We start from the raw sequence: 24,219 nt of genomic DNA, 5'->3' as shown, positions 1-24,219 counted from the left end.
CTATTAAGAGAATGTATGTTAAAAACTTCAATGCAGTTCGAAAAAATCATCAGCGAGTGTCGTGATCTTTTCAGTAAAAAATTACAGGATTATGGTGCGGCTTGGAGGGTTTTGCGACCGAGCTCAATTACTGATCAGATTTACATTAAAGTCAACAGAATCCGCACTTTGCAGATGACAGATGTGAAAATGATTGATGAAAGCGAAGAAAGTGAATTCATCGCTGTTGTCAATTACTCGATCATCGGATTAATCCAATTAGAGAAAGGATTTTCTAATGATTTTAATGAAAATAAGGATGAAATTTTACATCTTTACGATAAATATGCGCACGAAGCCAAATCTTTAATGGAAAGAAAAAATCACGACTATGGCGAAGCATGGAGAGACATGAGAATATCATCCATAACCGATCTGATTTACCAAAAAGTTTTAAGAACAAAACAAATAGAAGACAATCAGGGAATTACTATCGTATCTGAAGGTTTGGATGCCAATTATTTTGACATGCTAAATTACGCAGTGTTTTGCCTGATTAAATTTTCTGAGAAAGAAAACCATTTTGAACATGAAATTATTTAAATATGATTAAAGGTTTATTACGTTGTATCATCGCTATTATCTTCATCCTTTCAGGATTTGTGAAAGCGGTTGATCTGGTCGGGTTTTCATTTAAAATGGAAGAATATTTTGAACCTTCCGTTTTCGACATGCCTTTTTTTGTGAAATTCGCTTTACTTTTTTCGATTATTGTCGTAGTCCTGGAACTTTGGTTAGGTTTCATGCTGTTGGTGAAATTCAAGCTTAAATTAGCACTTTCAGCACTGGCGGCATTGTGTGTTTTCTTTGGATTTCTGACATTTTATTCAGCCTATTTTAATGTAGTGACAGACTGTGGCTGTTTTGGGGATGCAATTAAATTTACGCCTTGGGAGAGTTTTGTGAAAGATATTATTCTACTCGTCGGACTTTTAATATTATTCATATTATATCGAAAAGAATTAGGCAAAAAAGTTACAACTTCAATCCAGCCGAAAAACAATAAATTTTTATCAATCGCATTCGGAATTTTCTCTGTAATGATGATTTATATTATGGTTCAAGGAATTATGAATGAACCGATCATTGATTTCCGCGACTATAAAATAGGAACGGATTTGAAAACTGAAAAAGAAAAAATCACAAAAAGTCCTTCAGAATACAAAACTTTTTATTCGCTTAAAAATTCAAAAACTGGAGAAGTTTTAAAAGTAAATCAGGATGATTACATCAATCAGACCAAATATTGGGAAGAAGGCTCACCATGGAAGATTGAAGAGGGTAAAAACGAGTCAAAACTCATCAAAGAAGGGTATAAATCTGAAATTGTAAAATTCAAAATTGAAGATCCTACCGGAATTGATTTGACAGACGAAATCATCAATGCGCCAAAAGCAATATTAGTTTTTTCTTATCATCCAAAAGAAATTTCTGCCGTTTTACTTCAGAAAGTTGAAGCAAAAGCAAATTCAGACAAAACTGCAGTTGTTTACGGAATTTCAACTATTCCCACTACTTTTAAGACTATTAAAAACGCAATGATGGATGGCACTGCCATCAAAACTATTGCAAGAAGCAATCCTTTTGTGCTGACTTTACAACACGGAAAAATTATAGATAAACAACCTGCTAAAAATTATGTGGATTAGAGGTTAATTGTGAATAGTCAGTTTTCTTTTAAACCAGAACTTAAATAAGAATTTTAAACATCAATATTTAAATGCAAAAATCAAATAAATCCATCGCCGGTTATCACCTGTTAATGATTCTTTCATCTGTTGACGGAGAATTTGCTCCCGAAGAGGGAATGCTGGTCCAGCAATATCTTGCTGACGAATTTCCTTTTACAATCGATTTAGATAACGAGCTGGAAACCATTGCTTTGCTTCAGCCAAATGACTGGAAGAGCCATTTTGAATTTCATGGACGTTGTTTTTTCGATGATTCTACAGAAGAAGAACGCTTAAATTTCATACAGTTTGCAAAGACTTTGATCAAAGCCGACGATGTAGTGAGTGATGAAGAGCATACTTTTTACACCCTTTTGAAAAATCTTTGGAATATTAATTAATTGAGAACTTAGAAACTAGATGTTAGCTTAAAACCTACTGTGATTCTAACTTTTAGTATCTCATCTCTAACTTCTAAAATAAAAAACTATGAGAAGAAAAATAGTTGCAGGAAACTGGAAAATGAACAAAAACGTCATTGATGCTCAACAATTGATGATTCAGTTACTAAGTTATAAAAATGATAACAATACCAACTGTGAAGTTTGGATCGCTCCACCATCTTTGTACTTAATGATGGCAAAAGACATCTTTGAAAAAGAAGAAATCGGAGTTTTTTCTCAGGATATGAGTGAATTCGAAAGTGGCGCTTACACAGGCGAGCTTTCTGCAGATATGCTGGAATCTATTGATGTGAACGGCTCTTTGATTGGTCATTCCGAAAGAAGACAATACCACGGTGAAAACGATGAAAGCTGCAACAAAAAGGTAAAACTGGCTTTAGATAAAGGCCTAATTCCTATATATTGTAATGGTGAAACACTTGAACAAAGAAAAGCCGGACAACATTTAGATGTAGTTAAAACTCAGACTGAAACTGCCCTTTTTACACTTTCAGCTGAAGAAATCAAAAAAGTAGTGATTGCTTACGAACCGGTTTGGGCAATCGGAACCGGTGAAACGGCAAGTCCGGAACAGGCGCAGGAAATTCACGCCCATATCAGAGGACTTATTGCTGAAAAATACGGACAGGAAGTTGCTGACGAAGTTTCTATCCTTTACGGCGGTTCTGTAAAACCTGACAATGCAAAAGAAATTTTCTCTCAGCCAGACATTGACGGTGGATTGATTGGCGGAGCTGCTTTGAAGCTTGAAGATTTTTCTAAGATTATTGAAGGTTTTAATTAATATAAAAGCAAAACTAAAAACCCGGCGCGCCTCTTCGAGGCGCGCCGGGTTTTATTTTAATATGAAAAAATTATTTCTCTTTTTTAGCTCTCTGGAGAACCTCATCAACCATTCCAAAATCTTTCGCTTCGGTTGAAGTCATCCAGTAATCTCTGTCAGACGCTTTTTCTACCCACTCGTAAGTTTGTCCGGAATGTTCAGAAATAATGTCATACAGCTCTTTTTTCAGTTTCAGCATCTCTCTTAAGTTGATTTCCATATCAGAAGCCACACCTTGTGCACCGCCTGAAGGCTGATGAATCATAACTCGAGAGTGCTTTAGCGCAGAGCGCTTACCTTTTTCACCTGCAACCAATAAAACTGCTCCCATTGAAGCGGCAATACCTGTACAGATTGTTGCAACATCCGGCTTAATGATCTGCATGGTGTCATAAATTCCCAATCCTGCATAAACGCTTCCACCGGGAGAATTGATATAGATCTGAATATCTTTGGCAGAATCAGAACTTTCTAAAAATAATAACTGAGCAGTTACAATATTCGCTACCTGATCATCAATTCCTGTTCCCAGGAAGATGATTCTATCCATCATCAGACGAGAGAAAACGTCCATTTGCGCAACGTTTAATCTTCTTTCTTCCATGATATAAGGTGTAAGGTTTGTTGGCCCATACATTCCCATATACTGATCGGTTGCCAAACCGCTGTTTCCTAAGTGCTTTACAGAGAAATCTCTGAATTCTTTTTTAATGTCCATATTTCTATTGGTATATTTTTAATTTAACTAAGATGTAATTTACAATTTTTATTCCTAAAATTTTACAGGACTTTTTGGCAGAAATTGGCTAGTTGTTGGTTGATAGCCTATAGATGTAGTTTAAATAAAAAATACAGTAACTGCAATCCTATCACTATAAATTCTTCTACCTTTTCACATAAATTCCTTTTATCGGAGAATATCCTAAAATCTCTGACAACTGCATCGATGCCTGTTTTAGCAATGTTATTTTTTTGAGTGAATCAAAATATCTGGTTTCATCACTGCTGTGATTTTGTAAATCTTCGCTTACTTTTTTAATCAAATAGTCGATATATCTGAATTTATGTATCAAAATATCACCTTCTACCTGACTGCTGATTTTATCACCGTAATTTGGTGGAAAAATATTCCTGGAGGCCCAGTTTTCAAGATCATTTAAAGGCATAATGGCGTCAACGACTTTTGAAGTTATATTTTCATCCATAAATGTCACAAAAAAGTTGCCTTTTCTCAGTTCTTCATTTTGAATACCTTCTTTGATGCTGTCGGTGATGATCTTATTCAATTCAAGCTGAAATTCATAATTTTCTGCTTCAAAATGATCAAGGATTTCTTCAATGACGGTAATGTCGTACTTTTCATTGGTATCGTTTTCTCTATGCAATACAACATCGCCAAAATTCAGCATTAAATTTATTAAACTATTTTCCTGTTTTAAAAGATCAAATAAAATAGGATCAATCTGTTCGACAGTATTAGGAACAATTTCAAGCTTTGGCTGAATATTTTCTTTAGGCTGACTTCTTGGCGTCTGATTTTGAATGAGTTGCTTCTGAATATCCAATTCATTAAACAAACTCTGTTCAGAAAGCCCGAATTTATTGGAAACTTCCTTTAAATAAACTTCTCTTTTCAGCGCATTCTGCACAAAACCCACAGATTTTACGATATTTCGAATTGCTTCTGCTTTTTTGATGGGGTCGTTTCCAGCTTCCTTTAGAAGAATTTCAGCTTTAAAATCGATGAAATCCATTGCTTCATCTTCGATGAATTTTTCAACGTATTCCTCCTGATGTTTTCTTGCAAAAGAATCGGGGTCATCACCTTCAGGGAAAAGCAGAACACGGATATTCATACCTTCTGTCAGCAGCATATCAATGCTTCGGAAACTCGCTTTGATTCCGGCATTATCCCCGTCAAAAAGAATGGTTACATTTTCGGTAAGTCTTTTAATTAACTTAATCTGTTCGGTCGTAAGAGAAGTTCCGGAACTTGCCACTACGTTTTCAATTCCTGAAAGATGAAGCGATATCACATCCATATACCCTTCCACCAAAAGACAGATATTTTTTCTCGAAATCGCCTGCTTTCCCTGGTTTAAACCATAGAGAACATTTGATTTGTGATAAATTTCCGTTTCGGGGGAGTTGAGATATTTGGCAGTTTTGATATTATTTTTAAGAATTCTGGCCCCAAAACCTAATACTCTTCCTGAAAAACTGTGGATCGGGAACATTACTCTTTCGCGAAAACGGTCAATTCCGGCCGGCGAATTTTCAGGAAAAATCGAAAGTCCTGATTTCTCTAAAATCTCTTTAGAATATCCTTTATCTAAAGCAAATTCCGTAAAAGCATTTTTCTTTTCAGGAGAATATCCCAGCTGAAACTTTTTAATGATCTCATCCTTCAGCTCACGCTCCCGGAAGTACGACAAACCAATCGATCTGCCTTCTTCATTTTCCCATAAAATATTTTGAAAGTATTCGTTCGCAATTTCATGGATTTTATAAAGAATATCTCTTTCAGACTGTGCATTTTTTGCTTCTTCAGAAAACTCGCGTTGATCTTCTTCAATTTCAATTCCGTATTTTTTTGCGGCGTGGCGAAGTGCTTCAGGATATGTGAAATTTTCGATTTCCATTAAAAAAGAAATGGCAGTTCCCCCTTTTCCTGTCGAAAAATCTTTCCAGATCTGCTTGCTTGGAGACACCACAAAACTCGGCGACTTTTCATCATGAAACGGGCTAAGCCCCTTAAAGTTGGATCCCGCTCTTTTCAACTGCACATATTCGCCCACAATCTCTTCTACCCGGATTGTGGAAAATATTTTATCGATCGTCTGCTTGGAAATCATGATGTAAAAATACGGAAAATAGAAGTTTCATGACATAAATCTAATAGTTTATAATTATTTTTGTGTCAAATTATTCTATGCAATTTAATATAAAGAATATAGACGACTGGCAAAACGTTGTAGAAGAAATCATTCCGCAACTTCAAAATCCGATTTTATTATTAAAAGGAAATTTAGGTGCCGGGAAAACTACCTTTACGCAGTTTTTACTTAAAAATTTGGGAAGTGCAGATGAAGTCAATTCACCTACCTACTCTATTGTAAATGAATATAATACACCGAAAGGAAAAGTCTATCATTTTGACCTTTACCGTTTGAAAAATATAGAAGAAGTCTTTGATATTGGCATCGAAGAATACCTCGACAATGCTTACCTGTGTATCATCGAATGGCCGGAAGTTTATGAAGAAGAGCTGTACGGACTAAAATATCACACCATGAGCATTCACAATAACGGCGAAAACCGTGAAATCAGTTTCGACTAAATATTTATGTATCTTTGTTCTAAGAAATCGATTGTATTTTTAATTTTCTGTAAGTCATAATTAAATTTAAATGAGTAGTACAAATATTTTTACTCCTTTTTCCGAGGAAGAATTGATGCCAAAGGAGGAAAAGTTAGAAATTGTTAAAAAAGGAAAGCAATTCAGCATAGGAATCCCAAAGGAGACCTGTCTCAACGAAAGACGTACTTGTATAACACCAGACGCAGTGCAGGTTCTCGTACAACATGGTCATGAAATTATTGTAGAATCAGGAGCTGGTCAAGGTTCTTTTTTTACTGATCTCCAATATTCAGAATCGGGAGCGATCATCACCAAAGATCCCAAAGAAGCATTCAGTCAGGATTTAATTTTAAAAGTCAATCCGCCAACAGAAGAAGAACTGGATTATTTTAAACCGAATACGTATTTAGTTTCGGCACTGCAGATTAATCTAAGAGATAAAGAATATTTTATCAAACTCGCAGAGAAAAAAATCAATGCCATTGCCTTTGAATTTATTGTAGATGAGTACAAACAATTGGCGTTAGTACGCTTGATCGGTGAAATTGCCGGTACGGTTTCCATTTTATATGCATCAGAATTACTAGCCTTATCCAATGGTTTAATGCTTGGCGGAATCACCGGAGTACGGCCGACAGAAGTTGTGATTTTAGGAGCTGGAATTGTTGGCGAATTTGCTACAAAAGCTGCCATCGGTTTAGGAGCGAGCGTAAAAGTTTTTGATAATTCACTTTCAAAACTGAGAAGACTGCACACGTTGGTTGACAGCAGAGTTCCTACTTCAATTATCGATCCCAAAGAATTAAGCAAAAGCCTGAGACGTGCCGATGTTGTGATTGGCGCGCTTCCGAGATCAAATATGCAGCCAATCGTTACCGAAGAAATGGTCTGCAAAATGAAAAAAGGCAGCGTGATCATCGATATCGCCATAGATAATGGTAAAGTGATCGAGACTTCAGAGTTAACGACAATGGATGATCCTTATATTATTAAACATGGTGTTATTCACTGCGGACTTCCGAATCTGACCTCAAAAATGCCAAGAACAACCACGAAAGCAATTTCAAACTTTTTCTTATCTTATATTTTAAACTACGATGTTGAAGGCGGTTTCGAAAATATGCTGATCCGTAAAAACGAAATGAAGCAAAGTCTGTACATGTACAAAGGCAGACATACCAAAAAGGTGATCTGTGACCGTTTCGGATTAACTTATCATGACATTAATCTTTTAATTTTCTAATGAAATTGCCGATCCAGGTATGAAAAAAATCAAATTCTTTCTAATTGGGCTCGTTCCGGGGCTAATTATTGTATTTTTTGTTCTTAATAAAAAAGGCGTGAGTTGCAGCGGATATTTACCCAACAGCCGTGTAATCGCCGAAACTCTTTCTAAAGATTTTAAATTTTCTGAAAGCTTTAAAGCTGACATGAATGCCTTACAAGTCGATGAAAAATTTGTAAAAGACAGCATCATCACAAAAGGAAAAGTAGATTTTGACAGAAGCCATGCTCAGAAACAACCTTGCCCCGACTATCTGATTTCATATCCTGACAATAAACCGCGCTACGAAGTTACTTTCGAAAAATGTGCTGAGGAAACCCGATTATTAGGCTTAAAAAAAATAAAATAATCTCACTGCGATGGACGGCAATTACTACATGATTCACGATTATCTGATTTTCGTTGGAGTTTTTGCTATCTTTATTTTAGTCACTGTAAGTATTTATTTATTCAGCCGAAATCAAAGCTTCAGAAAAAAAAATGCTAAACTTTCAGAAACCAACAAACTGATCGAACAGCGATTAAACGAAGTTCAGCTGGAACATATCGGCACCAAACTGAATCCTCATCTTTTTAAAAATATTCTGAATTCTGTACAATCACACGCCTATCAAACCTACATGTCGCTGGATAAGCTGGCTAATGTGCTTGATTATATTCTTTACGAAAGCAACAACAAATTTGTAAGCCCAAAAGAAGAATTCAGCTTTGCATTAAGCCTTATTGAAATCAATAAAATTAAAATCAACCCGCTTTTTGATTTCAGAATTAAATCTAAAATAGACAAGACAGATCCCATTTACGAAGAAAAAGTTTTTGCTCCGTTGATTTCTGTTGATTTGATAGAAAATGCCTTCAAACACACAGATTTTCTGGCCCAAGATTCTTTTATTGCTATTCATCTCGAGTTAGAAAACAGAATTTTTACAATGAAGGTCACCAATAAAGCATCATTAAAAAATGTTCTGGAAAAAGAAAAAAGCGGTTTTGGTAGCCAGTCTCTGGATCAACGCTTAAAAATGATCTATAACAATTTTTACGATCTCAACAGAAGTTCAAAAAACGGTATCTTCACAGCAGAATTAAAAATAAATTTAGGTGAGTTCTACGATAAAGTGCGTTATATTAGATGATGAAATTTTAGCCATCAGCTATCTGAAACTTCTGTGCGAGCAAATAGAAAACGTAGAAGTGATAAAGGCTTTTAATGATCCTAAAATTTTCCTGAGCGAAATTGATCATCTCGACTGCAACGTCTGCATTTTAGATATTGAAATGCCGGGAATAAACGGTCTTCAGGTAGCAGAATTGATTTCAGATTCAAAGAAAATCATCTTTACAACAGCTTATAAAGAATATGCTGCAGAGGCTTTTGACCTGAATGTAGTCGATTACGTACGGAAGCCTATTAAAAAGGAAAGATTGATTCAGGCATTTGAAAAAGTGAAGCAGATCAACGCCAATTCTGTGAAGAGAGATTTTATAGAATGGAATACCAATATCGGCAAGACCTTGATTTTCACAGAGCAGATTGCTTACATCAAAACTTCTGAAATAGACAGCCGCGATAAAGAAGTCACCCTTAAGGATCATTCTGCCATTGTACTGAAAAATCTTAATTTCAAGTCACTTCTAGAGATGCTGCCTTCTAAAGATTTTGCCCAGGTTAATAAAAAGGAAATCATTGCGATTTCTGCAATAAAAGTTTTATCAACACAAGAGATTATTACAAATATTGCTTTAGATCAACAGCATTTTTTAAAAATGCAGATCGGTGAAACATATAAAAATACTTTAATGGAAGCGTTTGCCAATAAGTGACAGTGTTTCATTACATTTTTCAGAAGATTCATTACATTTAAAAGAAATCAATACAGTATATAGTTTTATTCTTTTCAAATTTGCACTCAAATAACGGAATCATGAATTTGGCAAAGTACAGAAATATTATCTTTTATATTGTCACCATCGCAGTTTTCTCATGCCTGATGTATTGGTTTATGATACAGGGACAGACACTTGAAGCTGGTGAAGATATCATTGTGAAAACAAATAGCGGCTCTACGTGGGATAATTTTGCAGATTCATTTCAGACTAACCTTCATCATCCTCTAGCATTATTATTAGCCCAGATTGTCACCATTATTCTTGCAGCAAGACTCTTAGGCTGGATATGTATCAAAATAAAACAACCAAGCGTTATCGGTGAGATGATTGCCGGGATTATTCTCGGGCCTTCACTTTTAGGGATGTATTTTCCAGAATTTTCTGCATTTCTTTTTCCTAAAGAATCATTGGGAAATCTCCAGTTTTTAAGCCAGATCGGATTAATCCTTTTCATGTATATCGTAGGAATGGAGCTTGATCTGAGTGTTTTAAGAAAGAAAGCACACGATGCAGTTGTCATCAGCCATGCAAGTATTATTATTCCCTTTGCTCTAGGTATCGGACTTTCCTATTTTATTTATCAGGAATTTGCTCCGGACGGCGTTCAGTTTACTTCATTCGCGTTATTTATTGCCATTGCAATGAGTATTACTGCATTTCCTGTTTTAGCAAGAATTGTTCAGGAAAGAAATCTACAGAAAACAAAATTAGGGACCATCGTGATCACTTGTGCAGCGGCCGATGATATTACGGCCTGGTGTATTTTGGCAGCAGTGATTGCCATCGTAAAAGCAGGATCTTTTGCCAGCTCGATCTACGTCATTTTGATGGCAATAGGGTATGTTTTTCTAATGATAAAAATCGTCAGACCCTTTTTAAAAAGAATCGGAGACCTGCAGGCAGAAAAAAATACCATCAATAAACCGATGGTTGCTATTTTCTTTCTGACTTTGATTTTATCAGCCTACGCAACAGAAGTAATTGGGATTCATGCCTTATTCGGGGCATTTATGGCCGGTGCAATTATGCCTGAAAATGCAAAGTTCAGATCATTATTTATTGATAAAATAGAAGATGTTGCTTTAGTTCTATTACTACCACTTTTCTTTGTATTTACCGGACTTAGAACACAAATCGGATTATTAAATGAGGGACACTTGTGGGTGACCGCAGGAGCAATTATATTGGTGGCTGTCGTTGGGAAATTTGCAGGAAGTGCTTTAACTGCCAAATTCCTCGGAATCAACTGGAAGGAAAGTCTGACAATCGGTGCATTGATGAATACCAGAGGTTTGATGGAACTAATTGTATTAAATATCGGATATGATCTGGGTGTTTTAAGCCCCGAAATCTTTGCAATGATGGTAATTATGGCATTATTTACCACATTCATGACGGGACCTGCGTTAGATTTTATCAATTACATGTTTAAATCTAAAAAAGATCCGGACGAGATCAACGATGAAAATGATTCTAAATACCGCGTTCTACTATCTTTTGATAATCCTGAATCCGGAAGTACGCTTCTGAGATTAGCCAATAATTTCACGCACAAAATGAATGGTAACAAAAGTATTACCGCGATGAATATTGCTCCTGTTGACGAGATGCATACCTACGAAATAGATGAGTATGAAAATGAGCAGTTTAAAAGCGTGATAGAAACATCAAATGACCTACACGTTGAAGTCACTACATTTTTCAAAGCGTCAACCGATATTGAAAGTGATCTTACCAGCATTTCAAATAAAGGAAATTACGATTTGCTGCTTATAATGCTCGGAAAATCAATGTATGAAGGCAGTTTATTAGGACGTCTTTTAGGGTTTACCACAAAAATAATAAACCCTGAAAAGTTGTTGAATACAGTAAAAGGGAAAAGTTATATATTTAACAATTCTCCATTTGACGATTTTACCCTTCAGATTTTAGATAAAACAAATATTCCGGTTGGGGTTTTGGTTGAAAAACAATTTACCTCAGCAGAAAAAGTGTTTGTACCGATCTTTAATCTAAGCGATTTTTATTTGCTTGAATATGCTAAAAGATTGATCAATAATAACAATTCTCAGATTATTATTTTGGACGTTGCCGGCCAAATCAGAAGCAACATCGAAGTAAAAGAACTTATTAGAAGTATTGAGCAAGTGGCACCTAATCACATTACATTATACAATGAAAAGAAAATCGAAAAAGAATTTCTGAACGGTCAGGACCTCATGCTGATCAGCAAAAAAAGCTGGCGTGGCTTGATAGATTCGAAAAGTCTTTGGCTTTCGGATATTCCTTCAACATTGATTATCAGCAATCCTTAACAACGGGTCAATGATCAATTTTCTTAGAAGGTAAATATTCAATTTTAATAATGAAATTAAAAATTACTATCTTCGCTTTGTGATTAGCAAAAACAAAACATATTATTATAGAATTTTCAACTCAGATTTGGGATAGAGATTCTTGTTACATAACACCAAACCTCGTCCGCGGACGGGGTTTTTTATTTATAAATTAAAAAAAATGAAGATTAGTATAATTGGTGTAGGATTAATTGGAGGTTCCATCGCCTTAAAATTAAAAGAGAAAAAATGGGCCGATTTCATCTACGGAATTGATCATAGTATAGATAATTTACAAGATGCATTGGCTTTAGACATTATTGATGCGAAGGCAGATTTGAAATACGGAATAAACAATTCAGATTTAATTATTATTGCTATTCCTGTAGATGCGGCAAGAAAGATTTTACCGAAAGTTTTAGATTTAATTTCAGATTCACAAACCGTTATGGATGTAGGTTCTACAAAATCGGGAATTGTAGAATCAGTGAAAAACCATCCGAAAAGATCAAGATTTGTCGCCTTTCACCCTATGTGGGGAACAGAAAATAATGGTCCCAAATCCGCAACTGCCAATAGTTTTTCAGGAAGAGCGGGAGTAATTTGTAACTCTGAAGTTTCTGCTGAAGATGCATTAAATATAGTTCGAAATCTCGCTGAAAATCTGGATATGCATTTAATGTATATGGACGCCGAAGCCCACGATATACATACCGCTTACATTTCCCATATTTCACACATCACCTCTTACGCGCTTGCCAATACCGTTTTGGAGAAAGAAAAAGAAGAAGAAACAATTTTTCAATTGGCGAGTTCGGGTTTTTCAAGTACCGTACGTCTGGCCAAATCTCATCCCGAAATGTGGGTTCCTATTTTTAAGCAAAATAAAGAAAATGTACTGGATGTTTTGAATGAGCATATCTTTCAGCTCAGAAAATTTAAATCCGCTTTAGAAAAAGAAGACTATGAATATTTAGGAGAACTGATTGAAAATGCAAACAAAATAAGGCAAATCTTAGACAATCCTAGAATATTATGAAAATCCTGAGGTTTGCAACCATGACTTTTATTTATTTTAACATTCCGGAACATTTACAGCAATTGCCAAACCGCCTTCAGAAGTTTCTTTAAATCTGTCACTCATCGATAAAGCGGTTTCCCACATGGTTTGAATGACCTGATCCAGACTCACTTTTGCTTTAGCAGGATCACTTTCTAACGCGATATTTGCTGCTGTAATTGCTTTCATGGCGCCCATTGTATTTCTTTCGATACAAGGAATCTGCACCAATCCTTTGATCGGGTCGCACGTTAACCCTAAATGATGTTCCATGGCAATTTCTGCAGCCATCAACACCTGTCCGACGCTTCCGCCCAAGATTTCTGTCAAGCCTGCCGCAGCCATTGCTGACGATACCCCAACTTCTGCCTGACAACCGCCCATTGCCGCCGAGATGGTTGCATTTTTCTTAAATAAAGTTCCTATTTCTCCTGCAACCAGTAAAAATCTCACAATGTCATCTTCACTTGTATGTGGAGTGAATGCCTGCGCATACATTAAAACAGCCGGGATTACTCCACTTGCACCGTTTGTTGGCGCAGTGATGATACGCCCGAAACTTGCATTTTCCTCATTGACTGCAAGTGCGAAACACGAAATCCATTTGTTGATATTCGTAAAGTTTTCTTCGGCATCAACAACCTGCTGAAACCATTCTTCTTTATTCTTATAAATTTTATCGCCCAAGAGTTTTCTGTTGATTCCGGCAGCTCTTCGCGTTACATTGAGACCGCCGGGTAAAATGCCCTCTTTATTGACACCTTTATAAATGCATTCTTTGATATTTTCCCAGATGTATAAGGCTTCTTTTCTCGTTTCTTCCTGACTTCTCCAGCTTTCTTCGTTGATCAAAATAAGATCTGATACTTTATCAAAACCCAATTTCTCACAATATTTTGCAATATCTGAGCCGTGATGGCAAGGATATAAAGTACGAACACACTGTTTTTCAATTGAGTTTTTTTCCTGGCTCGCAATAAAACCTCCTCCTACAGAATAAAAATCTTGCACTAGCTCGGTTCCGTCTTCAAAAATTGCTTTAAAGATCATTCCGTTCGGATGAAAATCTAAGGTCTTAGATTTATTTAGAATCAAATGATGCCCGTAAATAAATGGAATCTCTCTTTCACCTCCTAAATTCAAAATCTGACTTTGCTTGATGAATTCTATTTTTTCATCGATCTTTGAAGTATTGATGGTTTTGAAATCTTCTCCGTTCAGACCTAACATTCCGGCGATATCTGTACCGTGACCGATCCCTGTTTTGGCAAGTGAGCCGAAGAATTCCAGAAAAACTTCTGTTACCTCATCGATAGATCTCTCTCTTTTTATAATTCTTATAAATGCTGAAGCAGCATTCCAGGGTCCCATGGTATGCGAACTGGAAGGGCCAATTCCCACCTTAATAATCTCAAAAACCGATATTGACTCCATACTTTATTTCCATTTTCATGAAAAGCAAATATACAGGTTAAATTTTAAAGAATGTAATGTAAAACAAGGTTTCCCACCTTTTCGTAGCTCCAAATTTTATTTTTTTAAACGGTTTTGAGCTCTTGACAAATTTCGCAGCCCGACTTGAACGGAGCTCTTTTTGCCGGAGCGAAGCGGAGGTAAAAAAGCGGGAGTGGAAGGCGGTAAAGCTGCCCAAATAAAACTGCCATTAATTAAAGATATTACCATCTCAAACTCTCCTCATGTTGAGACATATCTAATCCTATATTTTCTGATTCTCCAGAAACCCTGAGCGTTATAATGCAATTAGTGAGTTTATATAAAAGCAGGGATCCGAAAAATGTGAATACCGAAACTAAAATTAGTGCTATCATGTGATGAGTAAAAACTCCGATTCCGCCGTGAAGAAGGCTTGCATTTTCGCCGTGCGCAAATATTGCGGTAAGAATCATTCCCATGATACCTCCCACTCCATGACAGGCAAAAACGTCTAAAGTATCGTCTATTTTCTTTAAAGCTTTCCAGTTCAGCATTACATTAGAGACGATCGCAGAAATAAAACCGATGAACAGACTCTCCTGAATTGATACGAAACCACAGCCCGGAGTAATTGCTACTAAACCGACAACTGCTCCAATACACGCTCCTAAAGCGGATACTTTTCTGCCGTTGATTCTGTCAAAGAAAATCCACGTCATCATTGCAGATGCCGAAGCTATCGTTGTGGTCCCAAAAGCAATTGCTGCTGTTGCATTGGCACTTAAAGCCGAACCGGCATTAAAGCCGAACCAGCCAAACCAAAGCATTCCGGTTCCTAAAATCACATAGGGAATATTCGAAGGTTCATGATGCGGATTTTTTCTTCTTCCTAAAACAATTGCACCTGCCAAAGCCGCAAAACCTGCACTCATATGGACTACAGTTCCACCCGCAAAATCTTTAATCCCGAAAAATTTATTTAAAAGACCTTCCGGATGCCAAACCATGTGACACAAAGGTGTATAAATGAAAAGACTGAAAAGTACCATGAATAAAAGATAAGATATAAATCTCACTCTTTCTGCAAACGAACCCGTAATTAAAGCCGGTGTAATCACCGCAAATTTCATTTGGAACAATGCAAATAATATGAAAGGAATTGTGGAAGCCATTGTTTTGTGCGGATATACGCTCACATGATTAAAAAACGGATAGGTCAATGGGTTGCCAATTATTCCATAATGTTCACCATCAATTTCAAAACCGAGAGAATCTCCGAATGATAATGAGAAACCGACAACAATCCACAAAATTGAAATAACACCTAATGCGATAAAGCTTTGCAGCATGGTAGAAATCATGTTTTTTTTGCCAACCATTCCGCCGTAGAAAAATGATAGTCCGGGAGTCATGAGAAGCACGAGTCCGGCTGCAGCCAAGATCCAGGCTACATCTGAACCAACGATACTTTCTTCACCTAAAAAATCTCCGCTGTTTGGGAAATCGACACTAGGCTTCCAGAAAAGACCGCCAATGGCTACTAAAGAAATTATTGCAAAAGAGACTTTCCATTTTAAACCTAATTTCATTATTTTTTATTTTATCCCCAACAAAATTAAGTATAAAAATTAATAAATTAGTAATTAAATAAAATTAACCCGTCATAAAATAGGGGTCAATTTATAATTAAACAAAAATTTTATGCAATAAGGCGGAAACTTCTTTATACTTTGTTGCCGGAAAAAGATGGGTGCCACCTTTAATAATATAGTTGGGCCTGGAATTTTTTATCGGGAAAACGATATCGCGATCTCCTAAAATTTGTATTACGTTTGGATTTTCTTCAAATTTCCATTCTGAAATTCTTTCTACTGACCATTTCAAATAGTATGGATCCCGTACCTGAAAATATTCAATAACCTTAGGGTTTTTCGGATCAAAGAACTTTCTCAGTCTTGCATAAAAAACTGAAGTCTGATCATTGAAAAAACCGATTGGTAAGTATTTTGGAATTTTTGTCACTTCCCCCATTTTAATCAACCGTGACTTTTCCTTATCCGATTTGATACTTCCCATGATAACTACTTTTTCGGCAGGCTTTAGGGCATTCAGCTCCTGCACTATAATTCCGCCAAAAGAATACCCCAATAAATAAAAAGGTTCGGTATCATCTATCTTTTCAGCCATTCTTCCTACATAATCAGCAAAACTTTCATTGATCTCGGGGATCATCCAGTTTATAAAAACAACTTCATGCTGCTCGGGAAATTTCAGCTTTTCTAAAACTTTAAAATCTGCTCCCAAACCGCTTACTACATATATTTTCATTTTCTATTTTATCAGTTTATCGTTTAAACGCAACATTCGCTAAGATTTTTTTAATACTACCTGTTTTTAAATTTGCAAAAGCGTTTTGACTTCATCGAATCTTCGATTTCACTCAGCAGAGTCAACAACGTTTTAGAATTACTGTTATTTGCTATTATATTTTTACAAATCAATTTCCTCGTACTAAAATAAAAAAATGCACAACTTAAGAAAAGCTGTGCATGATGATTTATGAAAATTTTAACCTATAAAGGTCTTTCGTTGTCAACTTTCTGAGTTGAAACTTTAAACTGAATATCCATCTCGTCTTTGATGAAATAATCTTTCAAAGAATTCTGATAGAAAATTCTGAAATCCTTTCTGTTTAACGAGAATACTGAAGATTCAATCTCTACCGTAAACTGTGTAATATGAGCATTTGCAGGGAAAGAAATTGTTTTTCTGATCCCTTTGATCGTAATATCACCAACGATGGTAGAATTGTACTCGCTGTTTGCCAACGGAATAATCTTTTTCAAGTGAAATTTAGCCGTAGGGAATTTTTTTACCTCGAAGAAATTAGTTCCTTTCAATTCATTGGTCAGTTTCACCTGGTCAGCACCGGAAAGATCAGCAACAACCAAACTTCTCATATCGATCACAAACTCGCCGTCTACAAAAACTGTTTTATCAAAATTGAATTTTCCGCTTTTCAGTTTTAAGCTTCCATAGTGAGAAGAAGCTTTGGTTTTTACAACCTTATGTCCCCACCATTTAATTTCAGAAGAAACCACTTTTGAAATTTTATCTCCTTTTTTTTGAGCAAATACAAATGATATGCTCAAACACATCATCACAAACAATAATAATCTTTTCATTCTTTTTTATTTACAATTCAACAAAAATAAAAAAAAGTGTAGAACTTCTACACTTTTAACAATATTTTTTTGAATAATTTATTTCGCAGTCACTTTTACAAGCATATCGATATCATCTTTCACAAAAACATCTTTCATTGTAGATTTGTAAGCTACGTCAAATTTTTGTCTGTCGAAAGAGAATTTATTTGATTCTAAGCTTACTACTCCATTTGCATAGCTCACTTTCGCAGGGAAAGAAACCGGGCTTGTTTTTCCTTTTACGGTAAGATTTCCTGTTACCAATTTGTTGTACACTTTATCACTGTTTTTCTTTACAGAAGTAATTTTAAAACTTGCTGATGGAAATTTTTCAACTTCGAAGAAATCTCCGTTTTTAAGGTGTCCGTTTAATTTACCTTGGTATTCTCCTGAAAGATCTGTCGCGTTGATAGAAGTCATATCCAAAACGAAATCACCTCCTACAAGCTCATTTCCTTTCATGATCATGTTTCCAGATTTTACTTTCACCGTACCGTTGTGAGAGCTAGATTCGGTTTTAGCAACTTTATAACCCCACCAGTGAACATCTGATGTTACTACTTTTTTTGATTGACCGAAAGCCAAGCCGCTGGCTACAACTGCTAATAAGAACATTTTTTTCATGAATAAAAATTTATTTAATTATTTAATGCTGCAAATGTAATTATCTTAATCAGTAGTTTTCATTGATCTACATCAATTATCACAAATAATTTTAAAATTAAAATGAAGCATAAAAAACTCCGAATTTCTTCGGAGCTGTAATTTTAGTCTTTATAATAAGCGGTATACAGTGCAGCACCATTGATACTTGTACTGTCTGTATTGATGAGATAAATCGGAATATTTTTTAGCATATCTTCCATTTTATCACTAATTTTAAATTTTTCGTAGAATTTACCTTTATCAATATATTGTCGGATAATCTGCGGAATATCACCGGTAATCCATAATCCACCGGTAGCTTTCAACTTTAAAGTCAGGTTATTCGCCTCTCTTGCCAAAAATTCTATAAAGGTATCCAAAGCAATTTTACAAATCATCACATCCTCTTCTACAGCAGCTTTAAAGATTTCTTCTGTGAAATCACCATTTCCGTTGCTTATTTTTTCTGCAAGCCACTCCGGTTCAGGATGTCTTTTAACGTCTCTTAAAAAGCGGTAAATATTAAACAGTCCTGTTTTCGAAAGAACATTTTCCCAACTTACAATTCCGTATATATTATTTAAAAACTGGTAAAACTCCACTTCAACCGTTGTTCTCGGAGAGAATTCCGAATGACCGCCTTCTGTTGCGAAAGGTCTTAAATATTTTCCGTCAAAGAAATATCCCGCTTCGCCCAATCCGTTTCCAGGAGCTAAAATGGCTACATTTCCTTTTTCCGGATGACCGCTGCTGTAAATTACATCAAGATCGCTATCTTCCAGAAGTGCAATACCATAGGCAGAAGCTTCCTGATCATTCAGCATATCTACAATTTCGAAACCGAAAGTATTTTTATATTCTTCAGAATCTAAGCTCCAACCTAATCTTGCGGGATTACTTTTACCATCCAAAACCGGTCCGGGAACAGAAACGCCTAGACGCTGTATATTTTCCAGCTGCTCATCCTGAATAAATTTTGAAAGAATGTCAGAAAAAGAGGTATATTCTTTGGTAGGATAATTTTTTTGTATTTTAGTTTCGATTCCACCGTTACCTGAGACATAATAAGCGATCGTAGTAACATCTTCACGAAGGTTGGCACCAATGATCGAAACATTATCGTTACTGCTGTTTTTTACTCCTGGTAAAAAAAGTGGAAATTTTGGATTTAAGTTCATAATCGCTAATTTTATCAAATATAATAATTGTTTTGGTAATTTTCGCTAGGTAGAAGAAAACCTTTTCAAAATCTCGAAAAGGTTTGGCTAATAACTAATTATATCCATTTAAATTATTTCCCTAAAGGAATGTTGTAAGAAAATCCTGCTCCGATGCTTCCCACATTATAATCCTGACCCGCTACATCACCGTTGCTTCCAGAAAATACTTTCTGATACTGCAAGAAGAAATTCCAATCTCTGTTGTGATATCCGATCTCCGGTTTCAAATAAAAACCACCATCTGGTCTGCTTGCTGTAGAATTGGTAGCCACTCTGTCATCGCCTACCAAAAACCCGTACCCAAGGTCTGCCCCGAAGTAAAAACCTGTCTGTTTAGGATAAATTCTGAATAGTGCCGCTACCGGAACTACGCCTACATCATTATTGTCATATCCGTTGTTATCTTTACCAAAATAATGAGTATAACCTGTAGCAATACCCAAACCAAATCCCGGAGTGATAAGATTCTGATATGCTACATCTACTCCTACTGCCGCTGAAAGGTTATCAGAAGGTACAGCGATACCTGCCGTTGCACCTACTTTAATCATATTATTCATCATTGCACTCTGTGCACTCACCAAACCTGCCGTTAAAATTCCTGCTCCTAAAATAGCTTTCTTAAACATTTTCATAACTCTGATTTTTTAATTTTACTGAAGTGTGAGATGTAAAAATCATGCCAAAACACCTCAGATAAAGGAGCTTCGAGCTTAACCAATTTCACAAAATAATGAAAATCAATCTATTATATTTTATATTTATTAAATAGTTGTTTAACTTTACGCAAGCGGAAAATAAATAATTATTAATATTTGTTTATATACTTTAACCTCTTCTCCATATAATCATCAAAAAACAAAATCAGGACTATGATTGCTTCATTGATCAATAACAAACATCTTCTTTGGCGGGCAGGCTTCGGGCCGGGAATTGAACAAGTTGAGGACCTTAAAAATAAAAACATCAAGATGATTTTGAAGGAAATTTTCAATGAAGAAAGCTTCTCTCCTGTCACCTATACAACTCCCGATATTGAACAGTTAGAATATAATGATCCTAAAGCCAATGCTGAACGGAGAAGAGAAATTCAGAAAGTCAACCAGAAGCAGAATAATGAGCTCAACCTCAATTTTCTTAAAAAATTAACCACAAGCAATGAGCAACTCAGAGAAAAAATGGCTTTTTTCTGGCACGGCCATTTTGCTACAAGAATCAACAATCCGAAATTTAATAAGCAGCTTCTTAATGTGATCCGTGAAAAATCTCTGGGAAATTTTAAAGAGTTATTGTTTGAAGTGAGCCGGTCTCCTGCAATGCTCAGCTTTCTGAACAATCAGCAAAATAAAAAAGACCATCCGAATGAGAATTTCGCCCGCGAAGTGATGGAACTGTTTACAATAGGAAGAGGAAATTATACAGAAAAAGACATTCGGGAAGCCGCAAGAGCTTTTACTGGTTGGGGTTATGACAAAGAAGGATATTTTGTTGAGAGAAAAAAACTTCATGACGAAGGAACAAAAACTTTCCTTGGAAAAACAGGAAATTTTACTGGTGATGATATTCTGAATATTATTTTAGAGCAAAAAGCAACAGCGGAATTCATTACAGCAAAGATTTATACTTTCTTCGTGAATGAAAAACCTGATTTAAAAATTATAAAAAACCTCAGCGAAAATTTTTATCAGTCAGGATATGACATCAAAAAACTGATGACCGAAATTTTTTCCAGTTCCTGGTTTTATGATAAAAAAAATATTGGAAACAGAATAAAATCTCCCACAGAACTATTTGCCGGAATGATGAGAATGCTGCCGATGGAAATTCAAAATCCTGAAAACATCACTGTTTATCAAAAACTTTTGGGTCAGATGTTGCTTTACCCACCTAATGTCGCAGGCTGGCCAAACGGAAAATCCTGGATCGACAGTTCGACCTTAATGCTGCGGCTTCAGATCCCGCAAATTTGGTCCGGATTGCGACCAATGGAATACTCTGCAAAAGAAGATGATGATATGGATATGGGAATGAAGTCGAGAGAAGCTTTGAATAAAAGTTTTAAAAACCCAAACATTATTATAAACTGGGATCAGGTTGATAAAGCTTTAACGCAGAAAAAAGCGGAAGATTATCTCATTGTGAACTCCGAATCTTTGGATATGAACACTGTTAAACAATTTTCTGATCAAAGCATCAAAATGAATGTCATCAATCTGATGTCAACACCGGAATATCAGTTGATGTGAGAAGTTAGAGAAAATTAGTTTTAATTAATCTAAGCAAAGAAATTATGATTATCAAAAGAAGAGACTTTTTAAAGATCAGTTCATTGGCAACAGCTTCATTGTTTGTTCCGAATTTCCTACAATCAATGACTTTGGACAATGCGCTGAACCCAAGCCAAAAAATACTGATTATCCTGCAGTTTACAGGCGGAAATGATGGGTTAAACACCATTATTCCGACCAAAAATGATTTCTATTTTAAAGAAAGAAGCACTATTGCGATTAATGACTCTTTGCCACTGAATGACGAAACAGGAATCAATCCAGCTTTGTCTTATTTCAAAGAATTGTTCGATAGTGGCGAGCTTTCTCTGATGAATAATGTTGGTTACCCAAATCCTGACAAATCACATTTTAGAAGTATGGATATTTGGCATTCTGCAAGTAAAAGTGACGAATTTCTTGAAACAGGATGGCTGGGAAGATTTTTGGATGAAGAATGTTACAGATGTGAGCATCCAACGCAGGCTCTGGAAGTTGATGATATGCTGAGTCTGGCTTTAAAAGGGGAAAATAACAAAGCATTTGCCTTTAAAGATCCAAAAAAACTGTATCAGACGAGTCAGGAAAAATATTTTAAATCATTATCACAAAATGACCATCATCACGATGATGAAACCGTTTCGTATTTGTACAAAACGCTCGGAGCGACCATCAATAATGCAGACTATATTTTTGAAAAAAGCAAAGCAAAAAAGTCGACCCAGGAGTACCCGAATTCTAAATTGGGGAAAGATTTTAAAACTGTTTCCTCGTTGATAAAATCAGACATCAATACACAGGTTTATTATCTTTCAATTGGAAGTTTCGACACTCATGTCAATCAAAATGAAAGACAGCAAAAGTTATTCGGAGAAATCAACGACGCAGTAAAGTCTTTTGTTGCCGATATGAAAGCTAACGGATTGTTTAATGATATTTTATTAATGACTTTTTCGGAATTCGGAAGACGTGTTGCCCAAAATGCAAGCAAAGGAACTGACCACGGAACGGCCAATCAGATGTTTTTTATCAGCGGCGGATTAAAAAAGAAGGGAATTCTGAATACCCTTCCCGATCTTCAAAATCTGAACGAGGGTGATTTGATATATACTGAAGATTTCAGGAAAGTCTACGCAACCGTTCTTAAAAACTGGTTGAATGCCGATTCCTCAAAAGTTCTGGGCTGGAAAAACGGCGTGTATGATTTTATATAAAAAAGCCTTACAAAACTGTAAGGCTGAAAATAACTAATTATTAGTGTGGTGATGGAATCTGTCTATTCGGATCCTTCACGTCATCTTTTTTTGCTGTAACTTTCTTGATGACATATTCAATGACAAGGGGAACAACCATTGCCAATACTGCTTTTAATATTCTTGACTTCATACTATTTATTTTTCAAGATCATTACAATTTCTGCGCCATATTATTTTTGGATCTAGAAAATTATAGGGAATCAATAGAGTTCTTTTCATCCTGATAGTTTGCATTGGCAATTCTCAAACTTTTAGCGATCCTCCGTTTAAGTTTTCTGGGGGCTAAAACTGTAAGAAATTCACCCATGCCCAAAATCATTCTTTCTAACTCAAAATTCAGCTGTACACAAATTTTAAAAACCGTTCCGTTTTCATCTTCACTCATAATCTCCTGAGAATGATGAAAAGGTTTGGTTTTCACATAGGGAGCATGTTTAGAATCTACAATGAATATAACATTTTGGGGACGCTGTGTTTCTGATACCGTTGCTCCTATTACTTCGCCAAAATATCGGTCTGCATCAAAATCTTTATCAATATACTCTATTTTTTCGTCTGCTTGAATGTTCTCAATTCGGTCTAAAGCGAGATTATAAATTGCATTTTTATGCCAGCAAATCAAAAACCAACGGTTATTATATTCTTTCAATAACTGAGGATGAACAGTCAGAATATTTTCCTTTTTCGCTTTAAAACTTTTATAGGTAATTCTTAGAGCTTTCTTATTTAAAACACTTTCATACAAAATATCAATATGTTCTAAACCTCTAAGCTGCTCATTTTTATCTAAATGAATAATTGATTTTTGGTTTGTCGCATGGATTGAATCTTCCAGTTTTTGAATCACACCATTCATCTCCTTAAACATCGAAAAATCCTTAAACTGCTTTAAAATCTGCACCGCATTATTCATCGCTTTCAGATCATTTTCATTGACAGAAATTTGATGAATACTGTAATCAGGATCGCTGTAGCGGTAATATTTCCTTTCGTAAACCTCAATCGGTGCTTCATACCCGAATTTTTCACTCCGCATATTCTGAAGATCAAGCTGTACGGTCCGTTTGCTCACAAAAGATTCTTTTCCTTCAAACTCGAACAGTGCTTCAGAACATTCATCCATCAAATCTTCCAGAGTATACTGCTTATACTTATTTTTCAGGCATTTATCTAGTGTTTTGTAGCGAATGAGCGCGTTTTTATTGGATGACATAATAGTAGTTTGAAGTTGAAATGAAGTTTTATAAAAATTCCCTCCTACGGAAG

Annotated in this window: 24 protein-coding genes; 13 read left to right on the top strand and 11 right to left on the bottom strand. The window is 35.7% G+C overall.

Features of this window, described 5'->3' with window-relative positions; all coding sequences use genetic code 11:
• The first annotated feature begins 15 nt into the window (after positions 1-15).
• The 4 genes from K0U91_RS11310 (at position 16) to tpiA (ending at position 2,957) form a co-directional block, all read left to right on the top strand.
• The gene (locus K0U91_RS11310) at positions 16-582 is read left to right on the top strand and encodes a DUF1599 domain-containing protein (RefSeq protein WP_220179704.1); all 567 of its coding nucleotides are present in this window, start codon (positions 16-18) and stop codon (positions 580-582) included.
• Positions 583-584: 2 nt separating this feature from the next.
• Positions 585-1,688 carry a BT_3928 family protein gene (locus tag K0U91_RS11305; RefSeq protein WP_220179703.1) on the top strand — a complete coding sequence of 368 codons (1,104 nt, stop codon included), beginning with the start codon at positions 585-587 and terminating at the stop codon, positions 1,686-1,688.
• 71 nt (positions 1,689-1,759) lie between these two features.
• The gene (locus K0U91_RS11300) at positions 1,760-2,110 is read left to right on the top strand and encodes a tellurite resistance TerB family protein (RefSeq protein WP_219969556.1); all 351 of its coding nucleotides are present in this window, start codon (positions 1,760-1,762) and stop codon (positions 2,108-2,110) included.
• Positions 2,111-2,198: 88 nt separating this feature from the next.
• Positions 2,199-2,957 (top strand): triose-phosphate isomerase, encoded by a 759-nt coding sequence (gene tpiA / locus K0U91_RS11295; RefSeq protein WP_220179702.1) that lies wholly within the window; start codon positions 2,199-2,201, stop codon positions 2,955-2,957.
• A 70-nt stretch (positions 2,958-3,027) separates the two neighbouring features.
• Here tpiA and clpP read toward each other — a convergent pair whose 3' ends face one another.
• Both clpP and dnaG read right to left on the bottom strand, forming a co-directional pair.
• Positions 3,028-3,714 (bottom strand): ATP-dependent Clp endopeptidase proteolytic subunit ClpP, encoded by a 687-nt coding sequence (gene clpP / locus K0U91_RS11290; RefSeq protein ID WP_219969558.1) that lies wholly within the window; start codon positions 3,712-3,714, stop codon positions 3,028-3,030.
• 166 nt (positions 3,715-3,880) lie between these two features.
• Positions 3,881-5,851, bottom strand: coding sequence for a DNA primase (gene dnaG / locus K0U91_RS11285; protein ID WP_220179701.1), 1,971 nt, complete (start codon positions 5,849-5,851; stop codon positions 3,881-3,883).
• Positions 5,852-5,928: 77 nt separating this feature from the next.
• On the opposite strand from dnaG, the gene tsaE reads away from it, so the two are divergent.
• The 7 genes from tsaE (at position 5,929) to K0U91_RS11250 (ending at position 12,904) form a co-directional block, all read left to right on the top strand.
• On the top strand, positions 5,929-6,336 hold the full coding sequence (gene tsaE / locus K0U91_RS11280; protein ID WP_220179700.1) for a tRNA (adenosine(37)-N6)-threonylcarbamoyltransferase complex ATPase subunit type 1 TsaE: 408 nt from the start codon (positions 5,929-5,931) through the stop codon (positions 6,334-6,336).
• A gap of 70 nt (positions 6,337-6,406) precedes the next feature.
• A complete protein-coding gene (locus K0U91_RS11275) occupies positions 6,407-7,600 on the top strand; it encodes an alanine dehydrogenase (protein WP_220179699.1) in 1,194 nt (397 codons plus the stop codon).
• Positions 7,601-7,619: 19 nt separating this feature from the next.
• Positions 7,620-7,991, top strand: a complete 372-nt coding sequence (locus K0U91_RS11270) for a hypothetical protein (RefSeq protein WP_220179698.1) — start codon at positions 7,620-7,622, stop codon at positions 7,989-7,991.
• Between the two features lie 10 nt (positions 7,992-8,001).
• Positions 8,002-8,775 (top strand): histidine kinase, encoded by a 774-nt coding sequence (locus tag K0U91_RS11265; RefSeq protein ID WP_220179697.1) that lies wholly within the window; start codon positions 8,002-8,004, stop codon positions 8,773-8,775.
• Complete coding sequence (locus K0U91_RS11260) at positions 8,741-9,463, top strand: LytR/AlgR family response regulator transcription factor (protein ID WP_219969564.1); 723 nt, start codon at positions 8,741-8,743, stop codon at positions 9,461-9,463. The genes K0U91_RS11265 and K0U91_RS11260 overlap by 35 nt, the downstream gene beginning before the upstream one ends.
• Before the next feature lie 107 nt (positions 9,464-9,570).
• Positions 9,571-11,844, top strand: a complete 2,274-nt coding sequence (locus K0U91_RS11255) for a cation:proton antiporter (protein WP_219969612.1) — start codon at positions 9,571-9,573, stop codon at positions 11,842-11,844.
• 202 nt (positions 11,845-12,046) lie between these two features.
• A complete protein-coding gene (locus K0U91_RS11250; RefSeq protein ID WP_220179696.1) occupies positions 12,047-12,904 on the top strand; it encodes a prephenate dehydrogenase in 858 nt (285 codons plus the stop codon).
• Between the two features lie 36 nt (positions 12,905-12,940).
• Here K0U91_RS11250 and K0U91_RS11245 read toward each other — a convergent pair whose 3' ends face one another.
• From K0U91_RS11245 to K0U91_RS11215, 7 genes are all read right to left on the bottom strand, one after another.
• The gene (locus tag K0U91_RS11245) at positions 12,941-14,359 is read right to left on the bottom strand and encodes an L-serine ammonia-lyase (protein ID WP_220179695.1); all 1,419 of its coding nucleotides are present in this window, start codon (positions 14,357-14,359) and stop codon (positions 12,941-12,943) included.
• 242 nt (positions 14,360-14,601) lie between these two features.
• The gene (locus K0U91_RS11240) at positions 14,602-15,948 is read right to left on the bottom strand and encodes an ammonium transporter (RefSeq protein WP_220179694.1); all 1,347 of its coding nucleotides are present in this window, start codon (positions 15,946-15,948) and stop codon (positions 14,602-14,604) included.
• A 97-nt stretch (positions 15,949-16,045) separates the two neighbouring features.
• Entirely contained in the window at positions 16,046-16,687 is a 642-nt protein-coding gene (locus tag K0U91_RS11235; protein ID WP_219969568.1) for an alpha/beta fold hydrolase, read from the bottom strand.
• A gap of 245 nt (positions 16,688-16,932) precedes the next feature.
• Positions 16,933-17,544 (bottom strand): YceI family protein, encoded by a 612-nt coding sequence (locus tag K0U91_RS11230; RefSeq protein WP_219969569.1) that lies wholly within the window; start codon positions 17,542-17,544, stop codon positions 16,933-16,935.
• A 78-nt stretch (positions 17,545-17,622) separates the two neighbouring features.
• On the bottom strand, positions 17,623-18,189 hold the full coding sequence (locus K0U91_RS11225) for a YceI family protein (RefSeq protein WP_220179693.1): 567 nt from the start codon (positions 18,187-18,189) through the stop codon (positions 17,623-17,625).
• 143 nt (positions 18,190-18,332) lie between these two features.
• On the bottom strand, positions 18,333-19,388 hold the full coding sequence (locus K0U91_RS11220) for a glucokinase (protein WP_220179692.1): 1,056 nt from the start codon (positions 19,386-19,388) through the stop codon (positions 18,333-18,335).
• A 113-nt stretch (positions 19,389-19,501) separates the two neighbouring features.
• Entirely contained in the window at positions 19,502-20,065 is a 564-nt protein-coding gene (locus K0U91_RS11215) for a hypothetical protein (protein ID WP_219969572.1), read from the bottom strand.
• A gap of 237 nt (positions 20,066-20,302) precedes the next feature.
• Here K0U91_RS11215 and K0U91_RS11210 point away from each other — a divergent pair, with 237 nt between their 5' ends.
• Positions 20,303-21,676, top strand: a complete 1,374-nt coding sequence (locus K0U91_RS11210) for a DUF1800 domain-containing protein (RefSeq protein ID WP_220179691.1) — start codon at positions 20,303-20,305, stop codon at positions 21,674-21,676.
• Positions 21,677-21,720: 44 nt separating this feature from the next.
• Complete coding sequence (locus K0U91_RS11205; protein WP_220179690.1) at positions 21,721-22,911, top strand: DUF1501 domain-containing protein; 1,191 nt, start codon at positions 21,721-21,723, stop codon at positions 22,909-22,911.
• A gap of 40 nt (positions 22,912-22,951) precedes the next feature.
• On the opposite strand, the gene K0U91_RS16275 is transcribed toward K0U91_RS11205, so the two are convergent.
• Both K0U91_RS16275 and K0U91_RS11200 read right to left on the bottom strand, forming a co-directional pair.
• Positions 22,952-23,083, bottom strand: a complete 132-nt coding sequence (locus K0U91_RS16275; RefSeq protein ID WP_258319568.1) for a hypothetical protein — start codon at positions 23,081-23,083, stop codon at positions 22,952-22,954.
• Between the two features lie 60 nt (positions 23,084-23,143).
• On the bottom strand, positions 23,144-24,166 hold the full coding sequence (locus K0U91_RS11200; protein WP_220179689.1) for a helix-turn-helix transcriptional regulator: 1,023 nt from the start codon (positions 24,164-24,166) through the stop codon (positions 23,144-23,146).
• Positions 24,167-24,219: the final 53 nt, after the last annotated feature.

This window comes from Chryseobacterium sp. LJ668, assembly GCF_019613955.1.
Lineage (GTDB): Bacteria > Bacteroidota > Bacteroidia > Flavobacteriales > Weeksellaceae > Chryseobacterium.
This window is presented reverse-complemented; position numbering and strand designations above follow the sequence as displayed.

Bases quoted from the DNA above. Each gene is read 5' to 3' on its own strand.
- K0U91_RS11300 (WP_219969556.1), top strand. From the start codon at position 1,760: ATGCAAAAATCAAATAAATCCATCGCCGGTTATCACCTGTTAATGATT.
- tpiA (WP_220179702.1), top strand. From the start codon at position 2,199: ATGAGAAGAAAAATAGTTGCAGGAAACTGGAAAATGAACAAAAACGTC.
- K0U91_RS11210 (WP_220179691.1), top strand. From the start codon at position 20,303: ATGATTGCTTCATTGATCAATAACAAACATCTTCTTTGGCGGGCAGGC.
- K0U91_RS11265 (WP_220179697.1), top strand. From the start codon at position 8,002: ATGGACGGCAATTACTACATGATTCACGATTATCTGATTTTCGTTGGA.
- K0U91_RS11200 (WP_220179689.1), bottom strand. From the start codon at position 24,166: ATGTCATCCAATAAAAACGCGCTCATTCGCTACAAAACACTAGATAAA.
- K0U91_RS11275 (WP_220179699.1), top strand. From the start codon at position 6,407: ATGAGTAGTACAAATATTTTTACTCCTTTTTCCGAGGAAGAATTGATG.
- K0U91_RS11245 (WP_220179695.1), bottom strand. From the start codon at position 14,359: ATGGAGTCAATATCGGTTTTTGAGATTATTAAGGTGGGAATTGGCCCT.
- K0U91_RS11205 (WP_220179690.1), top strand. From the start codon at position 21,721: ATGATTATCAAAAGAAGAGACTTTTTAAAGATCAGTTCATTGGCAACA.
- K0U91_RS11270 (WP_220179698.1), top strand. From the start codon at position 7,620: ATGAAAAAAATCAAATTCTTTCTAATTGGGCTCGTTCCGGGGCTAATT.
- K0U91_RS11310 (WP_220179704.1), top strand. From the start codon at position 16: ATGTTAAAAACTTCAATGCAGTTCGAAAAAATCATCAGCGAGTGTCGT.
- K0U91_RS11215 (WP_219969572.1), bottom strand. From the start codon at position 20,065: ATGAAAATGTTTAAGAAAGCTATTTTAGGAGCAGGAATTTTAACGGCA.
- K0U91_RS11225 (WP_220179693.1), bottom strand. From the start codon at position 18,189: ATGAAAAAAATGTTCTTATTAGCAGTTGTAGCCAGCGGCTTGGCTTTC.
- K0U91_RS11305 (WP_220179703.1), top strand. From the start codon at position 585: ATGATTAAAGGTTTATTACGTTGTATCATCGCTATTATCTTCATCCTT.
- K0U91_RS11230 (WP_219969569.1), bottom strand. From the start codon at position 17,544: ATGAAAAGATTATTATTGTTTGTGATGATGTGTTTGAGCATATCATTT.
- tsaE (WP_220179700.1), top strand. From the start codon at position 5,929: ATGCAATTTAATATAAAGAATATAGACGACTGGCAAAACGTTGTAGAA.
- K0U91_RS11240 (WP_220179694.1), bottom strand. From the start codon at position 15,948: ATGAAATTAGGTTTAAAATGGAAAGTCTCTTTTGCAATAATTTCTTTA.
- K0U91_RS11250 (WP_220179696.1), top strand. From the start codon at position 12,047: ATGAAGATTAGTATAATTGGTGTAGGATTAATTGGAGGTTCCATCGCC.
- dnaG (WP_220179701.1), bottom strand. From the start codon at position 5,851: ATGATTTCCAAGCAGACGATCGATAAAATATTTTCCACAATCCGGGTA.
- K0U91_RS11220 (WP_220179692.1), bottom strand. From the start codon at position 19,388: ATGAACTTAAATCCAAAATTTCCACTTTTTTTACCAGGAGTAAAAAAC.
- K0U91_RS16275 (WP_258319568.1), bottom strand. From the start codon at position 23,083: ATGAAGTCAAGAATATTAAAAGCAGTATTGGCAATGGTTGTTCCCCTT.
- K0U91_RS11235 (WP_219969568.1), bottom strand. From the start codon at position 16,687: ATGAAAATATATGTAGTAAGCGGTTTGGGAGCAGATTTTAAAGTTTTA.
- clpP (WP_219969558.1), bottom strand. From the start codon at position 3,714: ATGGACATTAAAAAAGAATTCAGAGATTTCTCTGTAAAGCACTTAGGA.